We start from the raw sequence: 22,084 nt of genomic DNA on the forward strand, positions 1-22,084 counted from the left end.
TTTTTTATCTGCTGCACGGTCCTGACCTCCCGCACTTCTATACTGACCTGTCCCACTAGTTGGAACAGTTGAACTGATTGAACCGCTATAATTTCCAGAAGTATCCGCACTTGTAAACGGTTGACTACTTGTAGCAACTTTTGCGTTCAAGCTTGCAGCTTTCGACTGCTTATTTACAGTGGCGTGAACTTCAAGCGTTGCTTCTAGGTTTCTTTGTTTATCATGGCGGATATCATAGACATACTCATTTCTTGAACCACCACGTTTCGCCATCTCTTGTCCATTACGGCCATCACGTTGACCTGAAGTAGCACGCAAAACTGCATTAGCAATAGAGTTACGAGCTGAAGTTGCCGTTTTAATAACGCTACCAAGATCAGCAGTTGGATCCTTTAATGCTGACTCAATCTCAGTTATAGCAGATTCTACCTTAAGGATGGCTGCACTTGTATCTGGAAGATCTGCCGCCTTAGCTAAATATTCACCCATTTCAGCTGAAATTTTAGCTAGTTTTTTACGATCTTCTTCATTTTTCTTTGTAGACACTTCTACCGATGACAAGGCACCAGCAGTCACTCCTGCCAAACTTGTTAATTCGGAAGTTTTCTCTATCAAACCTGTTGCTGACTTAGCAGAGTCCAAGACAGGTGCAGACAAATTAGAGTTTGGCAAACCTTGACTAACTACTTGATTTTCAGCTGAAGCAGATTCGGATTGTCCAGCAGTTTCAACACTAGCAGTGCTAGTCGCAACCGAACTGTCCTCTGAATGAACCATCAACTGACTAGAACTTACAGAAGTGCTTGCTGATACACTTGCAGAAGTACTTGTAGATGCACTAACAGAAGCAGAAGTACTTGCTGACATACTTGCAGAAGTGCTAGCGCTCACTGATTGGCTGGCAGAAGTCGATTCTGAACTAGACAGACTCTCGCTTTCTGAGTGTGACAAACTTGCCGATTCTTCTGGATTTGCTTTCGAAACAGATCCAAGAACGACTGAGTCATTTGTAGCTAAAACATCCGATGACTCTAATGTCTTTTCAAGAGCAACCGCATCATTGGCATGAACAGTAGTTTGTGTTGCCACTGCTCCGCCTAATACAGCTCCTGTAGCTGCAAGTCCCCTTATAATATCGAGGCCTGTAATTGTATTGTTTGTTTGGTTCTCAACCACTTCGGTCATAACTTGAGTAGTGTCGACACTACCACGGAAAACCTTAAACAAACCAAATAAAGAAGTGGAAGCCCGTAGCCAATGCTTACCGGATTTCACTAACTTATAGCGGGTCACACGATCAGTTTCACGATATTGACCCTCTTGACGTCTGAAAAACATGCTATCTCCTTTTCTAAACTTAGGTTAAGGGTACAATTCACCCAATTCTAAGTTAATCTTTAATATTATAAAAAAAATCTATTTAAAAATCAATAGAAATTAAAAAAAAGAATAATACTATATAATAACGTTTTATGTTTAAAACAAATCTTTTTATAGACAGACTAAACACATACTTAATATATATATATATATATATATTGCACCGTTTTTTGTATACTTCTAATTTATTTTACATTGGATAAAAATATAAAATTTTCTATATTCAAACATTCTATTTCATTAATCAATCATACTATTGCCGAATCACAGCGCTAGCTAGAGTTCACTGTTAAATTTCAATATATATTATTTCACTAAGATATTACGTGAGGAAATTGGCAAGAAAAGCCCGCAAACAATAACATTCGTGAACTTGTTCTAATGCCGAGGGAGAGATAACATTATATAGCGTTTACTTTTTCACATTACGACACAATCTTTTTTGTCGATATATTGGTGTAGTAGATAGCTAGTCCACTTTCTTTCCATTACGACGGAAAAAAGGCTGAGCAAAAAAACAATTTCAGGAGAAAATGAAGTCAATCATCCCACAATAAAACGCATAATATCAAGATCAGTACATTCAATACCTGATATTATGCGCTTTTTAATTTTAAAGACTTTTCCCCCACACTCTTTGCCTAGTGAAGTACTTAGGTAAACCGATTGTTACATTACAACACGGAGTTTAGCAAATCGATCATATTTGCCAAACGAAGTTAGTGAGATAGGCAGACACTTTGCTTCCTTGCCATTACAACGGAAAAATCCACGAATCAAAACCATTCGCGGATTTTTCCTAATGAAGCGTTTAGGTAAACAGCAATAGCAGTTACCGATTATTAGATTACGACACTGAGTTTTACGAATCGATAATATTCGTAAAACTTTACTAGTGGAGCGCCTAGCCAAGTTCCATAGAAACTTGGCATTAGTTACTTAGATTGTTACACAATCAAATAAATTTCCTGAACTACGAAACTGAGTTTTACAAATCGATTTCATTTGTAAAACTCAGTTAGTGAGGCAGTTAGCTAGTTCGCCAAATAGCGACTAGCGTCCAACAATTTGGAACTTTAGTTCCAATTGTTGGTACTGAGTCACATCTTCTCCTCCAACTCTACGTCTGGATACTTATCCGCAAACCAGCGGAGGGCAAAGTCATTCTCAAAGAGGAAGACTGGTTGGTCAAAACGGTCCTTGGCCAAGATATTTCGGCTTGATGACATCCGTTCATCCAAATCTTCAGGCTTGATCCAACGAACGGTCTTTTTACCCATTGGGCTCATAACGACTTCAGCGTTGTACTCGCCTTCCATACGGTGCTTAAAGACTTCAAACTGGAGTTGCCCCACAGCCCCTAGCATGTACTCACCTGTTTGGTAATTCTTATAAAGCTGAATGGCTCCTTCTTGCACCAATTGCTCAATCCCTTTGTGGAAGGATTTTTGCTTCATGACATTCTTAGCAGAAACTTTCATGAAAATTTCAGGAGTAAAGGTTGGTAGCGGTTCAAATTCAAACTTGTTTTTTCCAACCGTCAAGGTATCCCCAACTTGATAAGTACCGGTATCGTAAACCCCGATAATATCACCTGCCACGGCATTGGTCACATTCTCACGACTTTCCGCCATAAACTGAGTCACATTCGACAGTTTAGCCCCTTTACCAGTACGAGGCAGATTGACACTCATGACGCGCTCAAATTCACCCGATACGATACGGACAAAGGCAATACGGTCACGGTGACGAGGGTCCATGTTGGCTTGGATTTTAAAGACAAATCCTGAGAAATCCTTGTCGTAAGGATCCACAATTTCGCCATCTGTTTTCTTATGCCCATGTGGTTCTGGAGCAAACTTGAGGAAGGTTTCAAGGAAGGTCTGCACACCAAAGTTTGTCAGGGCTGAACCGAAGAAGACAGGCGTCAATTCTCCAGCAAGGATTGCTTCCTCTGAAAACTCATTTCCAGCTTCATTTAAAAGTTCAATATCATCCTTGACTTGCTCGTAGAAAGGATTGCTACCAAAGAGTTTGTCTCCATCTTCTAGACTAGCAAAACGCTCATCCCCCTTGTAAAGTTCCAAGCGTTGGTTATAGAGATCATACAAGCCTTCAAAGGCTTTCCCCATCCCGATCGGCCAGTTCATCGGATAGCTCGCAATACCCAAGACTTCTTCCAATTCTTGCAAGAGGTCCAGCGGCTCACGACCATCACGGTCTAGCTTGTTCATAAAGGTAAAGACTGGAATACCACGATGTTTCACAACCTCAAACAATTTCTTTGTCTGCGCCTCGATACCCTTGGCAGAGTCCACGACCATAACCGCAGCATCCACCGCCATCAAGGTACGATAGGTATCTTCTGAGAAGTCCTCGTGCCCTGGTGTATCTAAGATATTCACGCGCTTACCATCGTAGTCAAACTGCATAACAGATGAAGTAACAGAAATCCCACGTTGCTTCTCAATATCCATCCAGTCAGACTTGGCAAAAGTCCCAGTTTTCTTTCCTTTTACGGTACCAGCCTCACGAATCTCGCCCCCAAAGTAGAGCAACTGCTCAGTAATGGTTGTTTTCCCCGCGTCAGGGTGAGAGATGATGGCAAAGGTACGACGTTTCTTAATTTCTTCTTGAATATTCATAAGTTCTCTTTCTTTGATTCTCTATTTTTCTTGTTTCAATAGCTAAGAATGATTTCTACATTGGATTTTACCATTCCTTTCAACACTCCATTATATCGGATTTTAGCATTTTTTTCAATTTCTATTTTATGTTAGACACTGCTAAAGTAGAACAATTCCCCTTGCAATTTTTAAAATAAATGTTACAATAAATATAGAAAAAGGTGTTGCATCAACAACACCCCACAGAGCCGTTTAAGACGGTGGCTGTAATTACATAACTAAAAAATAGCTCGTTAACTCGCCAAAGTTAGGACGGCTATTTTTTTGTCTCTTTTACCAATTCAAGGATGAACTTCAGGAGCGTGATAACAAAGTTACCAGCTACAAACATGAGTGTCAAAGCCTCAAAAGGGGGGCAAATCTGGTTACTACTTTCTACTAAATACTCTTCGAAAATCAAATTCAAACTACGTCAGCTTCGCCTTGCCGTACTCAAGTACAGTCTGCGGCTAGCTTCCTAGTTTACTCTTTGATTTTCATTGAGTATAAGATTTTACAGGATCTGCACATAAGCATCACCATCCTTTCGATTTCGTAACCACCGTCTTCACTTCTCTGTCAAACTATTGTACCATATAATTTCCTCTTTGAAATCCTCTTTTCAAACAAATCATCATTAAAACCCGTTCTCCATCCTCTACCTGTCTTTTTTCACCTTTCCCTCCCTTATTTATAGGAAAATATGGTAAAATAGAACAGACTAAAAATCATCATTTCATGAAAGGATGCAAGATGAAAATTACGCAAGAAGAGGTAACACACGTTGCCAATCTTTCAAAATTAAGATTCTCTGAAGAAGAAACTGCTACCTTTGCGACTACCTTGTCTAAAATTGTTGACATGGTTGAATTGCTGGGCGAAGTCGACACAACTGGTGTCGTACCTACTACGACCATGGCTGACCGCAAAACTGTACTCCGCCCTGATGTGGCCGAAGAAGGAACAGACCGTGATCGCTTGTTTAAAAACGTACCTGAAAAAGACAACTACTATATCAAGGTACCAGCTATCCTAGACGATGGAGGAGATGCCTAATGACTTTTAATAACAAAACTATTGAAGACTTGCACAATCTCCTTGTTTCTAAGGAAATTTCTGCAACTGAATTGACCCAAGCAACGCTTGAAGATATCAAATCTCGCGAGACAGCTATCAACGCTTTTGTTACTATCGCTGAGGAGCAAGCCCTTGCTCAAGCTAAGGCTATTGATGAAGCTGGAATTGACGCTGACAATGTCCTTTCAGGAATTCCGCTTGCTGTTAAGGATAATATCTCTACAGATGGTATCCTCACAACTGCAGCCTCAAAAATGCTCTACAACTACGAGCCAATCTTTGATGCGACTGCGGTTGCTAATGCAAAAGCTAAAGGCATGATTGTTGTCGGAAAAACCAACATGGACGAATTTGCCATGGGTGGTTCAGGTGAAACTTCACACTACGGAGCAACTAAAAACGCTTGGGACCACAGCAAGGTTCCTGGTGGATCATCAAGTGGTTCTGCTGCAGCTGTAGCTTCAGGGCAAGTCCGCTTGTCACTTGGTTCTGATACTGGTGGTTCTATCCGCCAACCTGCTGCCTTCAACGGGATCGTTGGTCTCAAACCAACCTACGGAACAGTTTCTCGTTTCGGTCTTATTGCCTTTGGTAGCTCATTAGACCAGATCGGACCTTTTGCGCCAACTGTTAAGGAAAATGCCCTCTTACTCAACGCTATTGCTAGCGAAGATGCTAAAGACTCTACTTCTGCTCCTGTCCGCATTGCCGACTTTACTTCAAAAATCGGCCAAGACATCAAGGGCATGAAAATCGCTTTGCCTAAGGAATACCTTGGTGAAGGGATTGCCCCAGAGGTTAAGGAAACTATTCTAAATGCTGCTAAGCACTTTGAAAAACTTGGCGCTATCGTTGAAGAAGTCAGCCTCCCTCACTCTAAATATGGTGTGGCAGTATACTACATTATCGCTTCATCTGAAGCTTCATCAAACTTGCAACGCTTTGACGGTATTCGTTATGGCTACCGTGCAGAGGATGCGACAAACCTTGATGAAATCTATGTAAATAGCCGTAGCCAAGGATTCGGTGAAGAGGTTAAACGCCGTATCATGCTTGGTACTTTCAGTCTTTCATCAGGTTACTATGATGCTTACTACAAGAAAGCTGGACAGGTTCGTACCCTCATCATCCAAGATTTCGAAAAAGTCTTTGCGGATTACGACTTGATTTTGGGTCCAACTGCTCCAAGCGTTGCCTATGACTTAAATTCTCTCAACCACGACCCAGTTGCCATGTACTTAGCTGACCTCTTGACCATCCCAGTTAACTTAGCTGGTCTTCCAGGGATTTCGATTCCTGCTGGATTCTCTCAAGGTCTCCCTGTCGGACTCCAATTGATTGGTCCTAAGTACTCTGAGGAAACCATTTACCAAGCTGCTGCTGCCTTTGAAGCAACAACAGACTACCACAAACAACAACCCGTGATTTTTGGAGGTGACAACTAATGAACTTTGAAACAGTCATTGGACTTGAAGTCCACGTAGAGCTCAACACCAATTCAAAAATCTTCTCACCTACTTCTGCCCACTTTGGAAATGACCAAAATGCCAACACTAACGTGATTGACTGGTCCTTCCCAGGAGTTCTGCCAGTTCTCAATAAAGGTGTTGTTGATGCCGGTATCAAGGCAGCTCTTGCCCTCAACATGGACATCCATAAAAAGATGCACTTTGACCGCAAGAACTACTTCTATCCTGATAATCCCAAAGCCTACCAAATTTCTCAATTTGATGAGCCAATTGGTTACAATGGATGGATTGAAGTTGAGCTAGAAGACGGTACGACCAAGAAAATCGGTATCGAACGCGCCCACCTAGAGGAAGACGCTGGTAAAAACACCCACGGTACAGATGGCTACTCTTATGTTGACCTCAACCGCCAAGGTGTTCCATTGATTGAGATCGTATCTGAGGCTGACATGCGTTCGCCAGAAGAAGCCTATGCTTATCTGACAGCCCTCAAGGAAGTTATCCAGTATGCTGGTATTTCTGACGTTAAGATGGAAGAAGGTTCTATGCGTGTGGATGCCAACATCTCCCTTCGTCCTTATGGTCAAGAAAAATTCGGTACCAAGACAGAGTTGAAGAACCTCAACTCCTTCTCAAACGTTCGCAAGGGGCTTGAATACGAAGTCCAACGTCAGGCTGAAATCCTTCGCTCAGGTGGTCAAATTCGCCAAGAAACACGCCGTTACGATGAAGCTAACAAGGCAACTATCCTCATGCGTGTCAAGGAAGGTGCTGCAGACTACCGCTACTTCCCAGAACCAGACCTACCTCTCTTTGAAATTTCAGATGAGTGGATTGAGGAAATGCGAACTGAATTGCCAGAGTTTCCAAAAGAACGCCGTGCACGCTACGTGGCTGACCTTGGCTTGTCAGACTACGATGCTAGCCAGTTGACTGCAAACAAGGTCACTTCTGATTTCTTTGAAAAAGCTGTTGCTCTCGGTGGCGATGCTAAACAAGTCTCTAACTGGCTCCAAGGTGAGGTTGCTCAGTTCTTGAACGCTGAAGGCAAGACACTGGAACAAATCGAATTGACACCAGAAAACTTGGTTGAAATGATTGCCATCATCGAAGACGGCACTATCTCTTCTAAGATTGCTAAGAAAGTCTTTGTCCACCTGGCGAAAAATGGCGGTGGAGCGCGTGAATACGTGGAAAAAGCAGGCATGGTCCAAATCTCAGATCCAGCTGTCTTGATTCCAATTATCCACCAAGTCTTTGCGGATAACGAAGCAGCCGTTGCCGACTTCAAGTCAGGCAAACGTAATGCAGATAAGGCCTTCACAGGATTCCTTATGAAAGCAACCAAAGGCCAAGCCAATCCACAAGTCGCCCTTAAACTCCTTGCACAGGAATTGGCGAAGTTGAAAGAAGACTAATATGTAAAAGAAACCAGCCCTGAGGTTGGTTTTTTTCGATCCTACCATCTCCCAATAACTATTTTGGCTTTATTTCCAGAAGATTTTATGGTAAAATGAAGAGTAATAATATTTATTAAAGAGGTAAAAACATGATTGAAGCAAGCAAATTGAAAGCTGGTATGACATTTGAAACTGCAGACGGAAAATTGATCCGCGTTTTGGAAGCTAGCCACCACAAACCAGGTAAAGGGAACACGATCATGCGTATGAAACTGCGTGATGTCCGTACTGGTTCTACATTTGACACAAGCTACCGTCCAGAAGAAAAATTCGAACAAGCTATTATCGAGACTGTTCCAGCTCAATACTTGTACAAAATGGATGAAACTGCCTACTTCATGAACACTGAAACTTACGACCAATACGAAATTCCAGTCGTAAACGTTGAAAATGAATTGCTTTACATCCTTGAAAACTCTGATGTGAAAATCCAATTCTATGGAACTGAAGTAATCGGTGTAACTGTACCAACTACTGTTGAATTGACAGTTGCTGAAACACAACCATCTATCAAAGGTGCTACTGTTACAGGTTCTGGTAAACCAGCAACTATGGAAACTGGACTTGTTGTCAACGTTCCTGACTTCATCGAAGCTGGACAAAAATTGATCATCAACACTGCAGAAGGAACTTACGTTTCTCGTGCCTAATCTCTAGAAAGAGGTCATTCTATGGGAACTGAAGAACAATTTGGCGAAATCGTTATCGCTCCACGTGTACTTGAAAAAATCATTGCCATCGCAACTGCTAAAGTTGATGGTGTCCATTCATTTTCAAATAAATCCGTATCTGATACCCTATCAAAACTCTCTCTTGGTCGTGGCGTCTACTTAAAAGAAAGCAACGAAGAACTAACTGCTGACATCTACCTCTACCTTGAGTACGGTGTGAAAGTACCAAAAGTGGCTCTTGCTATTCAAAAAGCGGTCAAAGATGCTGTCCATGATATGGCAGATGTGGAACTTGCTGCTGTCAATATCCATGTTACAGGAATTGTTCCAGACAAAACACCAAAACCTGAGTTGAAAGATCTATTTAACGAGGACTTCCTCAATGACTAGTCCATTATTAGAATCTAGACGCGAACTTCGTAAATGCGCTTTTCAAGCTCTCATGAGCCTTGAATTTGGCACAGACATGGAAACAGCTTGTCGCTTTGCCTACACACATGACCGTGAAGATGAAGATGTACAAATTCCAGCCTTTCTTCTGAACTTGGTTTCTGGTGTTCAAGCTCAAAAAGACGAGTTGGATAAACAAATCAACCAGTACCTCAAGTCCGGCTGGACAGTTGAACGCTTGACCTTGGTCGAAAAAAACTTACTACGCTTGGGTATCTTTGAAATCATTTCATTTGATACACCTCAGCTGGTAGCAGTCAATGAAGCCATTGAACTTGCCAAGAATTTTTCAGATCAAAAATCAGCCCGCTTTATTAACGGACTGCTCAGTCAATTTGTAACTGAAGAAAATGAATAATCAAAAAGGTGTTTGGTCTTCCAAGCACCTTTTTGTTGTTCCCTCGACACAAAGAACCACATAAAAACTAGAACTGACTGCCAGTTCTAGTTTTTGCGTATTCTGAAGAATTATACTCAATGAAAATCAAAGAGCAAACCAGGAAGCTAGCCGTAGGCTGCTCAAAGCACTGCTTTGAGGTTACAGATAAAACTGACGAAGTCAGCTCAAAACATGGTTTTGAGGTTGTGGATAGAACTGACGAAGTCAGTAACATATATACGGCAAGGCGAAGCTGACGTGGTTTGAAGAGATTTTCGAAGAGTATTAGTATTTTCTAAATCGTTGATAACGTTCTTCCAACAACTCTTCTAGCGATTTTTGTGAGAGTATAGCTAGCTCATCTTGAAGTTCTTTTTTGACAGTCTTAATCAGTTCTTTACTAGAAAGTCCTGCTTCAGAAATCACCTTGTCCACCACGTCCATTTCTAACAACTCATGTGAAGTGATTTTCATCAACTCTGCTGCTTCCATGGCACGACTGCCATCCTTCCATAGAATGGAAGCAAAGCCTTCTGGGCTGAGAATCGCATAGATAGAATTTTCCAACATCCAGACACGGTCTGCGACTGCTAGAGCCAGAGCCCCACCTGAACCACCTTCACCAATAATGATAGCAATAATCGGAACTTTCAGGTCACTCATTTCCATGAGATTGCGAGCAATAGCTTCTCCCTGTCCACGTTCTTCCGCCCCCACACCAGGATAGGCACCTGCAGTATTGATAAAGGTCACAACTGGACGGCCAAACTTTTCAGCCTGTTTCATCAAACGTAAGGCCTTACGGTAACCTTCTGGATGCGGTTGGCCAAAATTCCGTTTGAGGTTGTCTTGTAAACTCTTGCCTTTTTGGATGCCAACCACTGTTACAGCTTGGTCTTCAAGCCAGCCTATACCACCCACAACTGCACCATCATCTCGGAAAGAACGGTCACCATGTAACTGGATAAATTCATCAAAAATGCCTGTCGCCAAGTCCAAGGTTGTCAAGCGACTCTGCTCACGCGCTTCTCTGACTATTTTTGCAATATTCATCTAGGACTCCTTCCGTGCAATCTGACTAGGCTAGCAATAGTATCTGGCAAGTCTCTTCGTTTGACAATAGCATCCACAAAGCCATGCTCCAATAGGAATTCTGCCTTTTGGAAATCCTCAGGCAAGCTTTCACGAACCGTATTTTCAATGACACGACGCCCAGCAAAACCAACCAAACTCTGTGGTTCAGCCAGAATGATATCGCCTTCCATAGCGAAAGAAGCTGTCACACCACCAGTCGTTGGATCTGTCAAAATGGTCAGGTAAAAGAGGCCTGCATTTGAATGACGTTTAACTGCTGCAGAAATCTTGGCCATCTGCATGAGACTCATGATTCCTTCCTGCATACGGGCTCCACCAGAGGCTGTGAAGAGAACAACTGGCAATTGTTCGACAGTCGCATACTCAAACAAACGAGTGATTTTTTCACCTACAACCGTACCCATAGAAGCCATGATAAAGTTGGAATCCATAATCCCAAGAGCCACAGTCTGACCTTTAATAAGAGCAGTTCCTGTCACAACAGCTTCATCCAGACCTGTTTTTTCACGCATGGTTGCCAGTTTCTTTTGGTAACCAGGGAATTGCAAGGGATCCTTACTTTCAATCCCTGTAAACAATTCCTTGAAGGTTCCCATATCAATCGTCAAAGCCAAGCGTTCTTGGGCAGAAATACGAAAGGTATAGCTACAGTGCGGACAGATACGCTCACTTCCCAGATCCTTCTGATAGATGGTATGCTTACAACTCGGACACTGGGAGAATAGTTCATCTGGAACCTCTGGCTTGGCTTGAGGTTTTTCCCTAACCGAACGATTGGGATTGATTCGAATATACTTATCTTTTTTACTAAATAGAGCCATTGATTCCCCTTTTCGGTTTAAACTCTTAAAGTCATTTTATTCTTTTTCTTGATATTTGGGTAAGAAGGTTTCCATCAAGAAGGAAGTATCGTAATCCCCAGCAATGACATTGCGATCTGAAATGAGGTCAAGCTGGAAATCAGCATTGGTCTGCACCCCCTCTATCTCTAGTTCATAGAGGGCACGTTGCATTTTCATCAAGGCATCAAAACGATTTTCGCCGTGAACGATGACTTTGGCAATCATACTATCATAATAAGGCGGAATGGTGTAGCCTGGATAAACTGCTGAATCCACGCGCAAGCCAACTCCCCCACTTGGCAGATAGAGATTGGTAATCTTACCTGGACTTGGAGCAAAGTTGAAGGCTGGATTTTCTGCATTGATACGACATTCAATAGCATGACCACGTAGGACAATATCCTCTTGCTTAACAGACAGAGGTTGACCTGTCGCAATGCGAATTTGTTCCTTAACGATATCCACACCTGAAACAAATTCTGTTACTGGATGTTCTACTTGTACACGAGTATTCATCTCCATGAAATAGAAATTGCCACTAGCTTCATCAAGAAGAAACTCAATGGTCCCTGCATTCTCATAACCAACAGACTCTGCCGCTCGAACAGCCGCAGCACCAATTTCATTGCGTAGCGTTTTCCCAATTGCAATCGAAGGACTTTCTTCTAAAACTTTTTGGTTATTCCGTTGAAGAGAGCAATCTCGTTCCCCCAAATGGATTACATTTCCATGTTCATCTCCTAGGATTTGAACCTCGATGTGACGAGCTGGATAGATAACCCGTTCTATGTACATGGCACCATTGCCATAATTGGCCTTGGCTTCACTTGAGGCTGTTTCAAAGGCTGAAACAAGGTCTTCTGGTTTTTCAACCTTGCGAATCCCTTTCCCACCACCACCTGCTGAAGCCTTGAGCATAACAGGGTAGCCAATTTTTTCAGCAACAATCAAGGCTTCCTCAGAGTTATGCACTTCTCCATCCGAACCCGGAATGACGGGCACGCCTGCTTTAATCATCTGAGCACGTGCATTAATCTTGTCCCCCATCATATCCATAACATGGCCAGATGGACCGATAAACTTGATGCCAACCTCTTCACACATGGTTGCAAATTTGGAGTTTTCACTGAGAAATCCAAAACCAGGGTGAATCGCTTCTGCTTCAGTCAAGACTGCAGCTGATAGAACCGCATTAATGTTAAGATAAGACTCAGTTGCCTTACCAGGGCCAATACAAACCGCCTCATCTGCTAAAAGCGTATGAAGGGCTTCCTTATCGGCAGTTGAATAGACCGCTACCGTCGCAATCCCCAATTCACGCGCCGCACGAATAATACGAACCGCAATTTCACCGCGATTGGCAATTAAAATTTTTCGAAACATGGAGAACCTCCTTAGTTCCCTATTGCAAAGGTGAGAGTACCACTAGCTGCAAGCTTGCCATCCACTTCAGCCTTTGCTTCAACCACAGCGATGGTACCGCGACGTTTTACAAAAGTCGCCGTCATAACCAATTGGTCGCCTGGTACAACTTGCTTCTTGAATTTAACCTTGTCCATACCAGCGTAAAAGACCAGTTTTCCTTTATTTTCAGGTTTTGACAACTCCAAGACACCAGCTGTTTGCGCCAAGGCTTCCATGATCAGAACACCTGGCATAACTGGGTATTGAGGAAAATGACCGTTAAAGAAAGGCTCATTGATGGTCACATTTTTGATGGCAACAATGGTGTCTTCGCTCACTTCCAAGACACGGTCTACTAGGAGCATGGGATAACGATGGGGTAGAGCTTCTTTGATTCCTTGAATATCGATCATTTGATGCGTACCAATCCTTTACCAAACTCAACCATTTCTTCGTTAGAAATGAGAATTTCTGTTACCACACCATCCTTAGGTGCTGGAATTTCATTCATGACTTTCATGGCTTCGATAATCACCAATGTTTGGCCTTTTTTGACACTATCACCAACTGAAACGAAGGCAGGTTTATCTGGACCAGCAGACAAGTAAGCCACCCCAACAAGTGGGCTCTCTACAAGATCTCCCTCAGCATCCACACTTGCTTCGGCTGGTACCGAAGTTTCTTCCACTACAGTCTCTGCTGAAGCAGATGAAGGAGCCACTGGACTCGGTGTTGCTGGAACGGGTGCTGGAGCAACTTGAGGTGCAACTTCAGGCACAAGTCTAGCTTCATTTTTGCTAAACTGCAACTCATCCGTCCCATTCTTATAAGAAAATTCTCTCAAACTTGACTGATCAAATTGAGCCATCAAGTCTTTAATATCGTTTAAATTCATAGTTATTTATTCTCCCAACGTTTGAAAGCAAGAACTGCATTGTGACCACCAAAACCAAAGGTATTTGAAATAGCGTATGGAATTTCTTGCTCCAAGCCTTGTCCATAAACGACATTGGCTTCGATATAATCTGATACTTCACTTGTTCCAGCTGTCATTGGTACAAAGTTATGACGCATAGCTTCAATTGTGACGATAGCTTCTACCGCACCTGCAGCACCCAGCAAATGTCCTGTGAATGACTTGGTTGATGACACAGGTACGTCCTTACCAAGAACAGCTACGATAGCACCACTTTCTCCTTTTTCATTAGCAGGAGTTGACGTTCCATGAGCATTGACATAGGCTACTTGCTCTGGAGAAATCTCAGCTTCTTCCAAGGCTAGTTTGATGGCCTTGATGGCTCCCTGACCTTCTGGATGTGGAGAAGTCATATGATAGGCATCACAAGTATTACCGTAACCAACCACTTCAGCCAGGATAGTAGCGCCACGTTTTTCGGCGTGTTCAAGACTTTCAAGAACCAACATCCCAGAACCCTCACCCATGACAAAACCATTGCGGTCCTTATCGAATGGAATAGAGGCACGACTTGGGTCTTCTGTAGTAGAGAGAGCTGTTAGGGCTTGGAAACCAGCGATAGCAAAAGGTGTGATAGAGGCTTCTGAACCACCTACCAACATAACATCTTGGAAACCAAACTTGATTGAGCGGAAGGCATCTCCAATCGCGTCATTTGATGAAGCGCAGGCAGTATTGATGGATTTACAAACACCGTTTGCTCCAAAACGCATGGCAACATTTCCTGAAGCCATATTTGGCAAGGCTTTTGGAAGGGTCAATGGTTTCACACGTTTTGGTCCTTTATCATAGAGGCGAAGCACTTGATCTTCAATTTCTTTGATTCCACCAATACCAGATGCAACGATAACACCAAAACGATCCTTGTCAATAGCCTCTACATCCAGCTTAGCGTGGTTGACAGCTTCTTGGGCTGCATACAAGGCATACAAAGAATAGTTATCAAAACGGTTGGTATCTTTCTTTACAAAGTATTTATCAAAAGGAAAATCTTGGATTTCTGCTGCATTATGCACATCAAAGTTACTATGATCAAATTTTGTAATTGGACCAATTCCGATTTTTCCAGTTGTCAAACTATTCCAAAATTCTTCTGGTGTATTTCCGATTGGAGATGTCACTCCATAACCTGTTACTACTACACGATTTAGTTTCATCTTTTTTACCTCTAGCTTCTGCTACATACTGAGGCCACCATCAATGGCAACCACTTGACCAGTTAGATAATCTTGGCCTGCTAAAAATACTGTTAAATCTGCAACTTGTTCTGCTTGCCCAAATTCTTTCATAGGAATTTGCGCCAACATGGCATCTTTTACCTTGTCTGATAGGACTGCTGTCATATCGGACTCAATCATTCCAGGTGCGATAGCATTAACCCTGATATTGCGATTGGCCACTTCACGCGCCACAGACTTGGTAAAACCAATCAAACCAGCCTTAGAAGCAGCATAATTAGCTTGACCGATATTTCCCATCAAACCAACAACACTAGACATATTAATGATAGCACCTTTTCTGGCTTTCATCATCGGTTTCAAGACTGATTGTGTCATGTTAAAGGCGCCAGTCAGGTTAACCTTGAGCACTTTTTCAAAATCTGCTTCTGTCATCTTGAGCATCAGGGTATCTTGGGTAATTCCTGCATTGTTAACCAAAACATCTACTGAACCCAGCTCTGCAATAGCTTGCTCAACCATACGCTTAGCGTCTGCAAAATCAGACACATCACCTGAAATAGGAACTACCTTGACACCGTAGTCTGAAAATTCAGCGAGCAATTCTTCTGAGATAGGCCCACGACTGTTTAAGACGATGTTGGCCCCTACTTGAGCAAACTTGTGGGCAATAGCAAGACCAATTCCACGACTCGAACCTGTAACAAAGATATTCTTATTTTTTAGTTGCATTCTTTTCTCCTGTTTCCTCTTGTATTTATGGGAGAAGGATTACTAGTTTCCTAGAAGAGCTTCCAAGCTCGCCTGATCTTCAACAGTGGCTAGTTTAGCCCTTTTATCAATTTTTTTCACAAAGCCTGACAAAACTTTCCCGGGTCCAATCTCGATAAAGTTGGTTACTCCTGCTTCTTGCATAACTGCAATACTCTCATAGAAACGAACCGGTTCCTTGATCTGACGCGTCAAGAGTGGAGCAATGTCTTCTTTTTTCATGACCGTAGCTTCTGTATTGCCAACTAGGGGACAAGTAAAATCTGAAAAACTTACTTGAGCTAGAGTTTCAGCTAGTTTTTGGCTAGCAGGCTCAAGGAGAGCGGTATGAAAGGGACCTGACACCTTGAGAGGAATCAAGCGCTTGGCACCAGCTTCCTGCAAGAGTTCAACAGCTCTGTCAACCGCAACCACTTCTCCACCAATCACGATTTGTGCAGGTGTGTTATAGTTGGCTGGGGTAACCACTCCAAGTTCAGAAGCTTTTTGACAGGCTTCCTCAATGACCTCTACTGGCGTATTGAGAACTGCGACCATCTTGCCAGAACCAGCAGGAGCCGCTTCTTCCATATAGGCTCCACGCTTAGCTACCAAGGCAACCGCATCTTCAAACTCCAAGGCACCGCTGGCCACCAAGGCAGAATATTCTCCAAGGGACAAACCAGCAACCATATCAGGCTGATAGCCCTTCTCTTGCAATAAACGGTAGATAGCAACTGAAGTCGCTAAAATAGCTGGTTGGGTATAGCGGGTCTGATTGAGTTTTTCTGCTTCTGTATCGATGAGATGACGCAAATCATAACCGAGTACCTGACTGGCTTGATCAATCGTTTCTTTGACAATCGGATACTGATCATAAAGATTCCGTCCCATCCCTAGATACTGGGTACCTTGACCAGCAAATAAAAAAGCTGTTTTAGTCATTTCTTACAACTCCTGCCCAACGAGAGGCTTCTTCTTGAATTTTCTTAGCTGCTCCATAGTACAAATCTTTTAGGATTTCTTCAGCTGTTTCTTCTTTAGAAACAAGCCCTGCAATTTGACCTGCCATGACTGATCCACCATCCACATCTCCGTGAACAACTGCTTTGGCTAGGGCACCTGCTCCCATTTGTTCAAAGATTTCTAAATCAGGATTTTCCTGTTTAAAGGCATCTTTCTCAGCTTTTTCAAAATCACGAGTCAATTGATTTTTAATCGCACGAACAGCATGTCCAAAGTGTTGAGCTGAAATCGTAGTATCAATATCTCTAGCTTTTAAAATTTTCGCCTTATAATTTGGATGGGCATTAGACTCTTTTGCAACGACAAAACGCGTTCCAACCTGAACAGCCTCTGCACCTAGCATAAAGCCAGCTGCAGCACCTTCACCATCCGCAATCCCTCCTGCAGCAATAACAGGAATAGATACAGCTGCGGCTACCTGGCGCACCAAGGTCATGGTTGTTAATTTACCGATATGCCCCCCAGCTTCCATTCCTTCTGCAATAACAGCATCCGCACCAATTTTCTCCATGCGTTTAGCTAGGGCAACACTAGGTACAACAGGAATAACTGTAATACCAGCTTCATGGAAGCGTTCCATGTATTTACCAGGATTTCCTGCCCCTGTTGTAACCACCTTAACACCTTCCTCGATAACAAGATCTACAATATCTTCCACAAAAGGAGATAAAAGCATGATGTTGACACCAAAGGGTTTATCCGTCAATGATTTGATCTTATCAATATTAGCTTTGACAACTTCTTTAGGGGCATTTCCCCCACCGATAATGCCTAGCCCTCCAGCCTTGGAAACAGCCCCTGCCAAATCACCATAAGCAACCCAAGCCATTCCTCCTTGAAAGATAGGATAATCAATGTTCAATAATTCTGTAATACGCGTTTTCATAGTGCCTCCATCGTTTCTTGCTTACGTAATAGTTCGATACTGTCATAATTTGAAAATCAAACTATTGCCTAAACAAGAGGGAGCGGGTTTCCCTACTCCTTCTATTTGTATTCTGCTTATACTCTTCGAAAATCTCTTCAAACAACATCAGCTCTATTTGCAACCTCAAAACAGTGTTTTGAGCAGTCTGCGACTAGCTTCCTAGTTTGCTCTTTGATTTTCATTGAGTATTATTTTGTTTGCTCTTCAACGTAGGCAACCAAGTCACCAACTGTTTTCAAGTCATCTTCTGCTTCGATTTGGATATCAAAAGCATCTTCGATTTCTGAGATTACTTGGAACAAGTCCAATGAATCTGCGTCCAAATCATCAAAAGTTGATTCAAGTGTTACTTCTGATGCGTCTTTCCCAAGTTCTTCAACGATAATTTCTTGTACTTTTTCAAATACTGCCATGATAGGACTCCTTTAAAATAAATAGTTTTTTATAACAATGTGTTCACCACATGATTACCTAAATTGTAAGAATGAGCGTGCCCCAGGTCAAGCCTCCACCGAAGCCTGATAAAAGAACAGTCTGGCTACCGTCTAAACGGATGAGGCCTTGTTCTACACACTCTGAAAGTAAAATCGGGATACTTGCTGCACTGGTATTGCCATATTCCATCATATTGGCTGGAAGTTTGTCTCGGTCGACACCGATTTTTCTAGCCATCTTATCCAAAATACGGTCATTAGCCTGATGAAGTAGCAGATAATCCAAGTCTGTCGCCTCTACAGGAGATTCTTCAATAGTTTGTTTGATAGACTTAGCTACATCTCGAATGGTAAAATCAAAGACCGCGCGCCCATCCATCTTCAAAAATGAATCTGCATTTTCTCGATCTGAAAATGGAGATTGCAAGCCTGAATATCCATAAGTTAGACACTCGCTACGACTCCCATCACTATTAAGACTCTCAGCTAAGAAATGCTCTTGCTCGCTAGCTTCTAGCAAGACTCCACCAGCACCATCTCCAAACAAGACAGCTGTTGATCGGTCCGACCAATCGACTGCCTTAGAGAGGGTTTCACTACCAATCACTAAGCCTTTTTGAAAGCGACCAGAAGCGATAAACTTTTCAGCAGTTGATAAAGCAAATACAAATCCACTGCAAGCAGCTGTTAGGTCAAAAGCAAAAGCTTTTTTGGCACCAATATTAGCTTGGACACGAGCAGCTGTAGAGGGCATCATCGAATCTGGAGTGATGGTAGCTAGGATGATAAAATCCAGCTCTTCTCCTGTGATTCCAGCTTTTTTCATCAGTTTCTTCGCAACCTCTGTAGCCAAATCACTGGTAGATTCTGTTCTTGAAATATGCCTTTGTCGTATTCCCGTCCGACTTGAAATCCACTCATCATTGGTATCCATAATCTGAGCCAAATCATGATTTGTAACCACTTGCTCTGGCACATAATGAGCAACCTGGCTTATTTTTGCAAAAGCCATTATTTCAAATCCTCCAAAAATTGATAAAGTTTCGTCAAACCTTTGCCCATAACCTCAGTTTCTTCCTTGCTCATACCGTCGATAATATTTTCAACCATGGCCTTATGGAAGCGTTTATGTAGTCTATGAACCAAGCGACCCTTCTTTGTCAAATGCAGATGCACCACACGACGATCCTGCTCTGAACGAATGCGTTCAATGTACCCCTTACGTTCGAGATTATTTAAACTCGTCGTAACAGTCCCAAGAGTCACCATCAACTCTTTTGACACTTGACTTGGCGTCACGTCTGGGAATTTTCCAATTACATCGATTGTATGGACTTCTTTGATGGAGATATCTTTGAAACGACTACCCCTCAAGCTAACTTCCTCGATGACGAGGACATTGTTAAATATAGATGTTAAATATTCATTAATTCGTTGGTAGTCCAATCTCTTTTCCCTCCTTTTCAAAAAACTTTCACAATCAAAACATTTGACAAAGGAATTATATCAAACTTCAAAGAATGGTGCAAGTATTTTCTTATTTTCCAGTAAATTTCGGTCTTCTTCTCTCCGAATGGGCCCGAACTCCTTCTTTGAAATCTTCTGTTTGGGCCAAGGAGTCCTGTAGGTTCAGTTCTAAAGCAGCATAATCTTGCCAATCTTTAAATTGGCTCTCCCATACCAACTTCTTGATGGCTGCATAAGAATTAGCCGATCCGCGTCTCAATTTTTTAAGAAGCTGTTCTCTCGTCTTTTCAAGTTTATCAGCTTCACAGATGCGGTAAACAAGCCCCCACTCCAGAGCTTTTTCTGCTGTCAGAGCCTCTCCTGTCATGGCTAATTGAGCAGCACGCGTCACACCAATACTTCGACTCAAGAGATGAATCCCACCTGCATCTGGAGCCAAACCAACGCCAACAAATGCTTGGATAAACTTAGCCTTATCCGTCGCCAGACAGAAGTCTGCAGCAACAGCCATATTCGCTGCGGCACCTGCAACAGCCCCATCAACCTCCATCAAGACAGGTTTAGCAATTTGCTTGATTTTATGAGAAATCGTATTGACCAATTCTGCGATTTTCGTCAATGATGGAATATTATCCTCATCCACTGCTCGCTTCATCTCTACCAAATCTCCTCCAACGGAGAAGACCTTTCCATTGGCATTAATTAAGATAAAATGCACAGCTGGATCCTTTTCTGCCAAAGTTAGTGCTTCTAAAATTTCCTCACACATAGGAATATGAAAACCATTTGCAACCTCAGGACGGTTTAAGGTAAGAATTGCCAAATCCTCTTCAAGCTGATAAATAATGTGCTCCATCAGGACTCCTTTTTGTTTACTAAGAGTTTTAAATTATTTTATTTCAAAAGTATATCTTTTTTAAAACTTGAAAGCAAGAAAAAATCGGCTAAAAGTGTCTCAGCCGATAAGAAAGACTCGCTTTATCCTAGAAAGCATCTCATTTTCTTCATTGAAAAAAGGTTTTCTTTCTGCTATAATCGTATAAAATACTTACTTTAGGAGTTCTTATGAAAGTTGTTAAATTTGGAGGTAGCTCTCTTGCCTCTGCTGGTCAATTAGAAAAAGTTTTAAAGATCGTTAAAAGCGATCCAGAACGCCGTTTTGTAGTTGTTTCTGCACCTGGGAAACGCAATGCTGAAGATACCAAGGTTACGGATGCCTTGATTAAATACTACCGCGACTATGTTGCTGGTAATGATATTAGCAAGAGTCAAAGCTGGATTATAGATCGCTATGCTGCCATGGTTAGTGAATTGGGACTGAAACCAGCTGTTCTAGAGAAAATTTCAAAAAGCATTCGTGCCTTGGCCACTCTTCCTATTGAAGAAAATGAATTTCTCTACGATACTTTCCTAGCAGCGGGTGAAAACAACAATGCCAAATTGATTGCTGCCTATTTTAACCAAAACGGTATCGATGCACGCTATGTTCACCCTCGAGAAGCTGGGATTGTGGTAACAAGTGAACCTGGCAACGCTCGCATCGTGCCATCAAGTTATGACAAGATTGAAGAATTGACAAATGCAAATGAAGTACTTGTCATTCCTGGTTTCTTTGGTGTTACTAAGGAAAATCAAATCTGTACCTTCTCACGTGGAGGATCAGACATTACAGGCTCTATCATTGCTGCAGGAGTTAAAGCTGACCTCTATGAAAACTTTACGGATGTTGATGGTATCTTTGCAGCTCATCCAGGAATTATCCACCAACCACACTCAATTCCTGAGTTAACCTACCGTGAAATGCGTGAGTTGGCCTATGCAGGATTCTCAGTCCTTCATGACGAAGCCCTTCTTCCTGCCTACCGTGGAAAAATTCCTCTGGTTATCAAGAATACCAATAACCCTGACCACCCAGGTACTCGTATCGTTCTAAAACATAGTAGTGATGAATTCCCAGTAGTAGGAATTGCTGGTGACTCTGGTTTTGTCAGCATTAACATGTCTAAATACCTCATGAACCGTGAGGTTGGATTTGGTCGCAAGGTTCTGCAAATCCTTGAAGATCTCAACATCGGTTGGGAACATATGCCAACTGGTATCGACGATCTTTCAATCATTCTCCGTTCTCGCGAGCTAACTCCTATCAAGGAAGAAGAAATCCTACGTCAATTGGTTCAAAAAGCTGAAGTAGACCATGCAGAAATCGAACACGACCTTTCAATCATTATGATTGTTGGAGAAAAGATGAAGAGTCACATCGGAGTAACTGCTACTGCGACACGTGCTCTATCTGAAAACAAAATCAACATCCAGATGATGTCTCAAGGTTCTAGTGAAGTTTCTATTATGTTCGTTGTCAATAAGGACCAAGAAAAAGCAGCTATTAAAGCCCTTTACAGTGCCTTTTTTGGCGAAAGTAAGGAAGACTAGAC

Annotated in this window: 23 protein-coding genes; 9 read left to right on the forward strand and 14 right to left on the reverse strand. The window is 42.3% G+C overall.

The genetic code is table 11. From position 1 onward, the window contains the following. Nucleotides 1–436: 436 nt before the first annotated feature. Complete coding sequence (locus tag AXK38_08210; GenBank protein AMH89220.1) at nt 437–679, forward strand: hypothetical protein; 243 nt, start codon at nt 437–439, stop codon at nt 677–679. Between the two features lie 120 nt (nt 680–799). Further along, nucleotides 800–1,069: a hypothetical protein gene (locus tag AXK38_08215; GenBank protein AMH89221.1), complete on the forward strand. Its 270-nt coding sequence runs from the start codon at nt 800–802 to the stop codon at nt 1,067–1,069. A gap of 1,411 nt (nt 1,070–2,480) precedes the next feature. Here the strand turns inward: AXK38_08215 and AXK38_08220 are convergent. Continuing rightward, a complete protein-coding gene (locus tag AXK38_08220; protein AMH89222.1) occupies nt 2,481–4,025 on the reverse strand; it encodes a peptide chain release factor 3 in 1,545 nt (514 codons plus the stop codon). A 774-nt stretch (nt 4,026–4,799) separates the two neighbouring features. Here AXK38_08220 and AXK38_08225 point away from each other — a divergent pair. The 6 genes from AXK38_08225 to AXK38_08250 all read left to right on the forward strand — a co-directional run bounded on the left by AXK38_08225 (nt 4,800) and on the right by AXK38_08250 (nt 9,531). Next, nucleotides 4,800–5,102, forward strand: a complete 303-nt coding sequence (locus AXK38_08225) for an asparaginyl/glutamyl-tRNA amidotransferase subunit C (protein AMH89223.1) — start codon at nt 4,800–4,802, stop codon at nt 5,100–5,102. Then, a complete protein-coding gene (gene gatA / locus AXK38_08230) occupies nt 5,102–6,568 on the forward strand; it encodes an aspartyl/glutamyl-tRNA amidotransferase subunit A (protein AMH89224.1) in 1,467 nt (488 codons plus the stop codon). Before AXK38_08225 ends, gatA begins: the two co-directional genes overlap by 1 nt. Then, nucleotides 6,568–8,010, forward strand: a complete 1,443-nt coding sequence (locus AXK38_08235) for a glutamyl-tRNA amidotransferase (protein ID AMH89225.1) — start codon at nt 6,568–6,570, stop codon at nt 8,008–8,010. The genes gatA and AXK38_08235 overlap by 1 nt, the downstream gene beginning before the upstream one ends. Nucleotides 8,011–8,141: 131 nt before the next feature. Further along, nucleotides 8,142–8,702 (forward strand): elongation factor P, encoded by a 561-nt coding sequence (locus AXK38_08240; protein ID AMH89226.1) that lies wholly within the window; start codon nt 8,142–8,144, stop codon nt 8,700–8,702. A 21-nt stretch (nt 8,703–8,723) separates the two neighbouring features. Further along, nucleotides 8,724–9,113 (forward strand): hypothetical protein, encoded by a 390-nt coding sequence (locus AXK38_08245; protein ID AMH89227.1) that lies wholly within the window; start codon nt 8,724–8,726, stop codon nt 9,111–9,113. Continuing rightward, entirely contained in the window at nt 9,106–9,531 is a 426-nt protein-coding gene (locus AXK38_08250) for an antitermination protein NusB (protein ID AMH89228.1), read from the forward strand. The genes AXK38_08245 and AXK38_08250 overlap by 8 nt, the downstream gene beginning before the upstream one ends. A 306-nt stretch (nt 9,532–9,837) precedes the next feature. Here AXK38_08250 and AXK38_08255 read toward each other — a convergent pair whose 3' ends face one another. The 13 genes from AXK38_08255 to AXK38_08315 all read right to left on the reverse strand — a co-directional run bounded on the left by AXK38_08255 (nt 9,838) and on the right by AXK38_08315 (nt 20,508). Continuing rightward, nucleotides 9,838–10,605, reverse strand: coding sequence for an acetyl-CoA carboxylase carboxyl transferase subunit alpha (locus tag AXK38_08255; GenBank protein AMH89229.1), 768 nt, complete (start codon nt 10,603–10,605; stop codon nt 9,838–9,840). After that, a complete protein-coding gene (locus AXK38_08260) occupies nt 10,602–11,468 on the reverse strand; it encodes an acetyl-CoA carboxylase carboxyl transferase subunit beta (GenBank protein AMH89230.1) in 867 nt (288 codons plus the stop codon). Before AXK38_08260 ends, AXK38_08255 begins: the two co-directional genes overlap by 4 nt. A 36-nt stretch (nt 11,469–11,504) precedes the next feature. Beyond that, on the reverse strand, nt 11,505–12,872 hold the full coding sequence (locus AXK38_08265; GenBank protein AMH89231.1) for an acetyl-CoA carboxylase biotin carboxylase subunit: 1,368 nt from the start codon (nt 12,870–12,872) through the stop codon (nt 11,505–11,507). 11 nt (nt 12,873–12,883) lie between these two features. Further along, a complete protein-coding gene (locus AXK38_08270) occupies nt 12,884–13,306 on the reverse strand; it encodes a 3-hydroxyacyl-[acyl-carrier-protein] dehydratase FabZ (protein ID AMH89232.1) in 423 nt (140 codons plus the stop codon). Then, entirely contained in the window at nt 13,303–13,788 is a 486-nt protein-coding gene (locus AXK38_08275) for an acetyl-CoA carboxylase biotin carboxyl carrier protein subunit (protein ID AMH89233.1), read from the reverse strand. The genes AXK38_08270 and AXK38_08275 overlap by 4 nt, the downstream gene beginning before the upstream one ends. Before the next feature lie 2 nt (nt 13,789–13,790). Then, entirely contained in the window at nt 13,791–15,026 is a 1,236-nt protein-coding gene (locus AXK38_08280; GenBank protein ID AMH89234.1) for a beta-ketoacyl-[acyl-carrier-protein] synthase II, read from the reverse strand. Between the two features lie 21 nt (nt 15,027–15,047). Then, nucleotides 15,048–15,779, reverse strand: coding sequence for a beta-ketoacyl-ACP reductase (locus AXK38_08285; GenBank protein ID AMH89235.1), 732 nt, complete (start codon nt 15,777–15,779; stop codon nt 15,048–15,050). Nucleotides 15,780–15,821: 42 nt separating this feature from the next. Beyond that, nucleotides 15,822–16,742 carry an ACP S-malonyltransferase gene (locus AXK38_08290; protein AMH89236.1) on the reverse strand — a complete coding sequence of 307 codons (921 nt, stop codon included), beginning with the start codon at nt 16,740–16,742 and terminating at the stop codon, nt 15,822–15,824. Next, entirely contained in the window at nt 16,735–17,709 is a 975-nt protein-coding gene (locus AXK38_08295; GenBank protein ID AMH89237.1) for a 2-nitropropane dioxygenase, read from the reverse strand. The genes AXK38_08290 and AXK38_08295 overlap by 8 nt, the downstream gene beginning before the upstream one ends. A gap of 230 nt (nt 17,710–17,939) precedes the next feature. After that, nucleotides 17,940–18,164: an acyl carrier protein gene (locus tag AXK38_08300; GenBank protein AMH89238.1), complete on the reverse strand. Its 225-nt coding sequence runs from the start codon at nt 18,162–18,164 to the stop codon at nt 17,940–17,942. Between the two features lie 58 nt (nt 18,165–18,222). Continuing rightward, entirely contained in the window at nt 18,223–19,197 is a 975-nt protein-coding gene (locus AXK38_08305; protein AMH89239.1) for a 3-oxoacyl-ACP synthase, read from the reverse strand. Further along, nucleotides 19,197–19,631 carry a MarR family transcriptional regulator gene (locus AXK38_08310; GenBank protein AMH89240.1) on the reverse strand — a complete coding sequence of 145 codons (435 nt, stop codon included), beginning with the start codon at nt 19,629–19,631 and terminating at the stop codon, nt 19,197–19,199. The genes AXK38_08305 and AXK38_08310 overlap by 1 nt, the downstream gene beginning before the upstream one ends. 91 nt (nt 19,632–19,722) lie before the next feature. After that, nucleotides 19,723–20,508, reverse strand: a complete 786-nt coding sequence (locus AXK38_08315) for an enoyl-CoA hydratase (GenBank protein AMH89241.1) — start codon at nt 20,506–20,508, stop codon at nt 19,723–19,725. Nucleotides 20,509–20,717: 209 nt separating this feature from the next. Between AXK38_08315 and AXK38_08320 the strand changes: the two genes are divergently transcribed. Continuing rightward, on the forward strand, nt 20,718–22,082 hold the full coding sequence (locus AXK38_08320; GenBank protein ID AMH89242.1) for an aspartate kinase: 1,365 nt from the start codon (nt 20,718–20,720) through the stop codon (nt 22,080–22,082). The last annotated feature ends 2 nt before the right edge of the window (nt 22,083–22,084 follow it).

This window comes from Streptococcus mitis (genome assembly GCA_001560895.1).
GTDB classification, from domain to species: domain Bacteria; phylum Bacillota; class Bacilli; order Lactobacillales; family Streptococcaceae; genus Streptococcus; species Streptococcus mitis_Q.

Excerpts from the sequence above, each read along its gene's own strand:
- AXK38_08265 (AMH89231.1), bottom strand. The coding sequence starts at position 12,872 with ATGTTTCGAAAAATTTTAATTGCCAATCGCGGTGAAATTGCGGTTCGT.
- AXK38_08280 (AMH89234.1), bottom strand. The coding sequence starts at position 15,026 with ATGAAACTAAATCGTGTAGTAGTAACAGGTTATGGAGTGACATCTCCA.
- AXK38_08320 (AMH89242.1), top strand. The coding sequence starts at position 20,718 with ATGAAAGTTGTTAAATTTGGAGGTAGCTCTCTTGCCTCTGCTGGTCAA.
- AXK38_08295 (AMH89237.1), bottom strand. The coding sequence starts at position 17,709 with ATGAAAACGCGTATTACAGAATTATTGAACATTGATTATCCTATCTTT.
- AXK38_08300 (AMH89238.1), bottom strand. The coding sequence starts at position 18,164 with ATGGCAGTATTTGAAAAAGTACAAGAAATTATCGTTGAAGAACTTGGG.
- AXK38_08305 (AMH89239.1), bottom strand. The coding sequence starts at position 19,197 with ATGGCTTTTGCAAAAATAAGCCAGGTTGCTCATTATGTGCCAGAGCAA.
- AXK38_08285 (AMH89235.1), bottom strand. The coding sequence starts at position 15,779 with ATGCAACTAAAAAATAAGAATATCTTTGTTACAGGTTCGAGTCGTGGA.
- AXK38_08250 (AMH89228.1), top strand. The coding sequence starts at position 9,106 with ATGACTAGTCCATTATTAGAATCTAGACGCGAACTTCGTAAATGCGCT.
- AXK38_08225 (AMH89223.1), top strand. The coding sequence starts at position 4,800 with ATGAAAATTACGCAAGAAGAGGTAACACACGTTGCCAATCTTTCAAAA.
- AXK38_08240 (AMH89226.1), top strand. The coding sequence starts at position 8,142 with ATGATTGAAGCAAGCAAATTGAAAGCTGGTATGACATTTGAAACTGCA.
- AXK38_08255 (AMH89229.1), bottom strand. The coding sequence starts at position 10,605 with ATGAATATTGCAAAAATAGTCAGAGAAGCGCGTGAGCAGAGTCGCTTG.
- AXK38_08210 (AMH89220.1), top strand. The coding sequence starts at position 437 with ATGGCTGCACTTGTATCTGGAAGATCTGCCGCCTTAGCTAAATATTCA.
- AXK38_08220 (AMH89222.1), bottom strand. The coding sequence starts at position 4,025 with ATGAATATTCAAGAAGAAATTAAGAAACGTCGTACCTTTGCCATCATC.
- AXK38_08270 (AMH89232.1), bottom strand. The coding sequence starts at position 13,306 with ATGATCGATATTCAAGGAATCAAAGAAGCTCTACCCCATCGTTATCCC.
- AXK38_08275 (AMH89233.1), bottom strand. The coding sequence starts at position 13,788 with ATGAATTTAAACGATATTAAAGACTTGATGGCTCAATTTGATCAGTCA.
- AXK38_08260 (AMH89230.1), bottom strand. The coding sequence starts at position 11,468 with ATGGCTCTATTTAGTAAAAAAGATAAGTATATTCGAATCAATCCCAAT.
- AXK38_08315 (AMH89241.1), bottom strand. The coding sequence starts at position 20,508 with ATGGAGCACATTATTTATCAGCTTGAAGAGGATTTGGCAATTCTTACC.
- AXK38_08245 (AMH89227.1), top strand. The coding sequence starts at position 8,724 with ATGGGAACTGAAGAACAATTTGGCGAAATCGTTATCGCTCCACGTGTA.
- gatA (AMH89224.1), top strand. The coding sequence starts at position 5,102 with ATGACTTTTAATAACAAAACTATTGAAGACTTGCACAATCTCCTTGTT.
- AXK38_08290 (AMH89236.1), bottom strand. The coding sequence starts at position 16,742 with ATGACTAAAACAGCTTTTTTATTTGCTGGTCAAGGTACCCAGTATCTA.
- AXK38_08235 (AMH89225.1), top strand. The coding sequence starts at position 6,568 with ATGAACTTTGAAACAGTCATTGGACTTGAAGTCCACGTAGAGCTCAAC.